The sequence below is a fragment of the Amycolatopsis kentuckyensis genome, assembly GCF_002155975.1.
GTDB classification, from domain to species: domain Bacteria; phylum Actinomycetota; class Actinomycetes; order Mycobacteriales; family Pseudonocardiaceae; genus Amycolatopsis; species Amycolatopsis kentuckyensis.
Map to the genome: position 1 here is coordinate 1 of NZ_MUMI01000673.1, position 4538 is coordinate 4538.

General features: G+C 72.4%; 6 protein-coding genes. 1 reads left to right on the top strand and 5 read right to left on the bottom strand.

Annotated elements, in window-relative coordinates; translation table 11 throughout:
* Window positions 1–459 (bottom strand): DNA glycosylase AlkZ-like family protein (locus CCN39_RS45310; RefSeq protein WP_143264413.1); only part of this gene is annotated, 459 nt, incomplete at its 3' end.
* Window positions 460–498: 39 nt separating this feature from the next.
* Window positions 499–1113 carry a TetR/AcrR family transcriptional regulator gene (locus CCN39_RS45315; protein ID WP_086853084.1) on the bottom strand — a complete coding sequence of 205 codons (615 nt, stop codon included), beginning with the start codon at window positions 1111–1113 and terminating at the stop codon, window positions 499–501.
* A 267-nt stretch (window positions 1114–1380) separates the two neighbouring features.
* Here CCN39_RS45315 and CCN39_RS45320 point away from each other — a divergent pair, with 267 nt between their 5' ends.
* Window positions 1381–2589: a L,D-transpeptidase gene (locus tag CCN39_RS45320; protein ID WP_086853086.1), complete on the top strand. Its 1209-nt coding sequence runs from the start codon at window positions 1381–1383 to the stop codon at window positions 2587–2589.
* 137 nt (window positions 2590–2726) lie between these two features.
* Here CCN39_RS45320 and CCN39_RS45325 read toward each other — a convergent pair whose 3' ends face one another.
* From CCN39_RS45325 to CCN39_RS45335, 3 genes are all read right to left on the bottom strand, one after another.
* Window positions 2727–3308 (bottom strand): dihydrofolate reductase family protein, encoded by a 582-nt coding sequence (locus tag CCN39_RS45325; protein ID WP_086853088.1) that lies wholly within the window; start codon window positions 3306–3308, stop codon window positions 2727–2729.
* 65 nt (window positions 3309–3373) lie between these two features.
* Entirely contained in the window at window positions 3374–4195 is an 822-nt protein-coding gene (locus CCN39_RS45330) for a helix-turn-helix domain-containing protein (RefSeq protein ID WP_086853093.1), read from the bottom strand.
* Between the two features lie 118 nt (window positions 4196–4313).
* Window positions 4314–4496 (bottom strand): GntR family transcriptional regulator, encoded by a 183-nt coding sequence (locus tag CCN39_RS45335; protein WP_086853090.1) that lies wholly within the window; start codon window positions 4494–4496, stop codon window positions 4314–4316.
* Between the last annotated feature and the right edge of the window lie 42 nt (window positions 4497–4538).

A 4538-nucleotide genomic window follows, 5' to 3' on the forward strand; every position in this document is an offset into this window, starting at 1 on the left:
CCGCGGGCCCGGGCCGGGCCACCGGTCGGCGACCGCCCGCGCCAGCTCGCCCATCGAGCGGGGTTCGCCGTCGGCCAGCACCGCCCGGCCCGCCGCGGCGAGCTCGGCGAAGTCCACGCCCTCGAGTTCGCGGCGGTAGGTGGTGACGACCCGCTGCCGCAGCATGGTGTCGAACCGGCTCCGCCACGCGAGGACGTCGTCGGCGGTGAGCAGGTGGACCGTGCGGCGCATGAGGTGGGTCCGCACGACGCGCCGTCCGGTCAGCAGCGTGTCCAGCGCGGCCGGGTCGAACGCGCGCAGCCGCGACCACAGCCCGGTGAACGGTTCCTGCGGTTCCTGCGCCTGCAGGCCGCCGAGGTGGGCGACGGCGTCGAAGACGGGCAGATCGGCGCGCTCGAGCAGCAGCTGGCGGGCGAGGGTGGCGCGGTTGAGGGCCCGCGCGTCGAGGACGTGGTGCACGAGGCCACCTTGCCGCACATAGCGGTCAGCTCGTGTCCGCTACTCGGCGGGCACGCCGAGCATGCGCAGCACGAGCCCGCCGTACTCGGTGCCGAGCGCGGCCGGCGTCTGGCGGGCGCGCTCGCTGTACCAGCGGGCGACGTCCACGCCGAGCGAAAGCACGGCCCGGGCGGCGACGTGCGGATCGGACACCGTGAACACGCCGCTGTCGGCGCCCTCGGCGATGACCTCCCGCACGATCCGCTCGATCCGGCGCCGCAGCGCGGCGACCACCTCGAACTCCTGCTCGGGCAGCGCCTGCAGCTCGTACTGGACGACCCGCGCGACGGTGTGGCGCCGCGCGTGCCAGGCCACGAAGTCCTCGACGATCAGCCGGATCCGCTCGACCGGGTCGGATTCCTTGGCGACGACGTTCTCGACCAGCGCGAGGGTCTGCTCGTGGCCGTACCGGCTGATCGCGAACAGCAGCGCGGCCTTGGAGGGGAAGTGCACGTAGAGCGCGGCGGGCGACATCCCCGCGGCGCCGGCGATGTCCCGCGTGGTGGTGGCGTGGTAGCCGCGCTGGGCGAAGGCCTCGACGCCGGCCAGCATCAGCCGCCGGGCCGTCTCCGGCTGCACGTCCGGCCAGAGCTCGGCCGACAGCGACATCGTCATCCGGTGTTCCTCCCAGCTCGCCCGCCCACGCGGTCGTGCCCATTGTAAGCGGCCGCTTTGTGCGGATCCGGGCAGGACGACCCCGCTCGAACACCAGTTCGAGGATGGGGTACAGTGTGTGCCGGGTGGTGGTGCGGCCGCAGGGGAAGTGCGGTTCCGCGCCACCACCTCCTTTCGTGCCGCCGGCACGAGTCTGCCCGGCCTCCTCCCGGGAAATCGGATCGTTACACAACTTCGGGCCGCCTGGCGCGTCCGATGATCGTGAGAATGATCCGCATGGCCGGCCTCGGCCTGGCCGCCCTGGTGCTGGCGGCGTGCAGTGGACAGTCCGAGACCGGCGGGACCGCGCAGGCGGTCGGGGTGGCCGGCGCGACCGGAACGGCGGCGGCGCCCGGCGTACCCGCCGCGACCGTGGCGTTCGAGGGCGGGGACCAGCTGAGCCCGAAGGACCCGATCGTCGTCAAGGCGTCCGGGGGGACGCTGCAGGCGGTCGCGGTCACGAACCCGCAGACCGGCAACGCCGTCGAAGGCGATCTCTCGCCGGACAAGACGACGTGGACCAGCAAGGACCGCCTCCGGTACGCGGCCACCTACCAGGTGGTCGCCACCGCGGTGAACCAGGCGGGCGCGGCGACCGAGCAGCGCGGGGAAGTGCACACGCTCAAGCCGGCCGCGGTCGCTTCGCCCGCGCTCTTCCAGGCGGCGTCGGGCGACTTCGGCGTCGGCCTGATCATCGGCCTGAAGTTCGACCACGACATCACCGACAAGGCCACGGTCGAGAAGTCCTTCAAGGTGACGTCCTCGCCCGCCCAGGAGGGCGGCTGGTACTGGGTGGGCAAGCGCGAAGTGCACTTCCGGCCCAAGGACTACTGGAAGGCCGGCTCGACCGTGAAGCTCGAGACCACGACCTTCGGCACGCCGATCGGCGGCGGCGCGTACGGCGGCCAGGACGTCTCGGCCACCTACAAGATCCACGACTCCTGGATCGCCAAGGCGGACGGCAAGACCCACCAGATCAAGGCCTACCACAACGGGCAGCTGGTGAAGACCGCGCCGACCAGCATGGGCAAGACCGCGAACACCCCGCCGCGGGGCCCGACGCCGACCTTCAACGGCACGCACACCGTGCTGGGGAAGGAGGCCTCGAAGATCATGGACTCCTGCAGCTACGGCGTGTGCGAGGGCGACCCGGGGTACTACAAGGCGCCGGAGAACTGGAACGTCCGGATCTCGAGCGACGGCGAGTACCTGCACGAGAACCTGAAGACGGTCGGCGTGCAGGGCAGCGACAACGTCTCCAACGGCTGTCTCAACATGAACACCGAGAACGCCAAGTGGTTCTTCGACAACTTCAACGTCGGCGACGTCGTCGAGGTCACCAACTCGGGCGGCCCGCAGCTGGCCATCAACAACGGCCACGGCGACTGGGCGATCAGCTGGAGCGCCTGGCAGGCCGGCAGCGCCCTGCACGGCTGAGTCCGCGGCGGCTTCGGCGCGGAGCTGGTCGATCCGGGGCTCGTACTCCCGCAACTCGGCGTACGAGGATTCGGAGGAGGCCCGCATCGCGTCGAGGTCGGGCGCGAGCGGGGCGGCACGATAGAACGCGGGATCGGTCAGCGGCGCACCCGATAGCGCAGGTGCAGCACCCGGTTGCCCCGGATCGCCACGTCGGGGTCCTCCAGCAGGTGCTGCGCGTGGACCGGCCCGAAGTAGCGCTTGCCGGACCCGAACACGACCGGGACGACGTCCATGCGCACCTCGTCGACCAGGCCCGCGGCCAGCACCTGGCCGCCGACGTCGCCGGCGGCGACCTCGACCAGGCGGTCACCCGCGAGCTCCTGCGCCTTCGCCACGGCCGCCTCGACGCCGTCGGCGAAGTGGAACGGCGCCTCGGGGTCCCAGCCCTCGGGCGCCGGCCGGTGCGTCACGACGACCACGTGGTCGACCCCGCCCGGCGGCTTCCCGTCCCAGCCGTCCGTCAGGTCGAAGACGTGGCGGCCGACGACGGTCGCCCCGATCCGGTCCCAGTACGGCCGGGTGTAGTCGTAGGACGTCTGCGACACCTTCACCGCGCCGCTCTCGTCCAACGGGACGTCACCGCCGGACAACCAGTCGAACAACGGGCCGGGCTGGTCGTTCTCGTCCGCGACGAAGCCGTCCACCGACACCGAGCTGTACATGACGACCTTGCCCACGGGGCTCTCCTCTGCTTGGGGTGCCCCGAAATTAGCGGGTCGTGCGCCGTCGCTCTTGTAAGAAATCAATCGGCGGGCAGCGGCCAGCCGTCCAGCACGTGGCCGGGGTGTTCGCGCAGGAACCGCCGCCGGACTTCGACGTACCGGGTGGGGGTGAGCCCGGTGAACGCCCGGAACTCGTGGCCGAAGTGGGCCTGGTCGAAGTAGCCGGCGCCACCGGCGAGGTCGCTCCAGTCGATCGGTCCGGCCGGGTCGATCGCGAACACGGTGGCGGTGAAGCGGTGGGTGCGGGCCAGCCGCTTCGGCGTGACGCCGATGAGCTGCTTGAACCGCTGGGCCAGGTGGGTGCCGCTGACACCGGCCGCCGTGCTCAGGTCGCCGATGGTCACCGCCCCGCCGGCCGCCGCGATGACGCGGCTCGTGTGGCGGACCAGCCCCAGGCCGGCGGTCTCGCGCAGCCGTCGCCGCAGCTCCTCCTCGAGCAGCGTCAGCATCCCGTGCGGCCCGTCCGCCGTGGCCAGCCGGTCGCGCAGCTCGGCAACGGCGGGCCGGCCCCAGACCTGCTCCAGCGTCACCGGCCGGTCGCACAGTTCGACGGCGGGCACCGGCAGGAACGGCGCCAGCCCCCAGGGTTTGAAGTGCACGCCGACGGACCGGGTCCGGCGGGGGTAGCCGAACTCGAAGGCGCGGCTGGGCATGGTGACCACGCAGCCGTCGGCGTACTCGGCCGCCTCGGCGTCGGCGCCGCCGCGGATGCGGAACGGCGGACCCAGGTTGACGATGAGCAACGCAGCGGGCATGGCCGGCAGCGTCAGCCGGGCGTACGGCGACGCGCCCTCCAGGTAGTAGAGGTCGTCGATCAGCCCGTCCAGCGGTGGACGCGGCACTCCGGACACGTACTCCACGGTCACAGCATCACCGACGCCCCGGCGCCGGCGTTCAGTGGGCGCCCGGACGGCGCAGGCTCACCCTCGGGCACTCCGCCCGGTACCTCGCGTGGCTTCGTCAACGGTGCCGCCGAGCGACGGCCACGAGCGCCCGGGCCGCCTCGGTGACCGGAGCCGGTTCCGGTTCCGTGACGGCGGACGCGACCCGGGCCCCGCGGCCGCGCCGGAACTCCAGAACGCCGTCTTCCTGCAGCTGCCGGTAGGCCTGGCAGCCGGGCCGCGACGCCGGGGCACGGCGCATTTTCGGTGGCGGAACCGGCCGCTCGCGGGTTCACTCACCGGT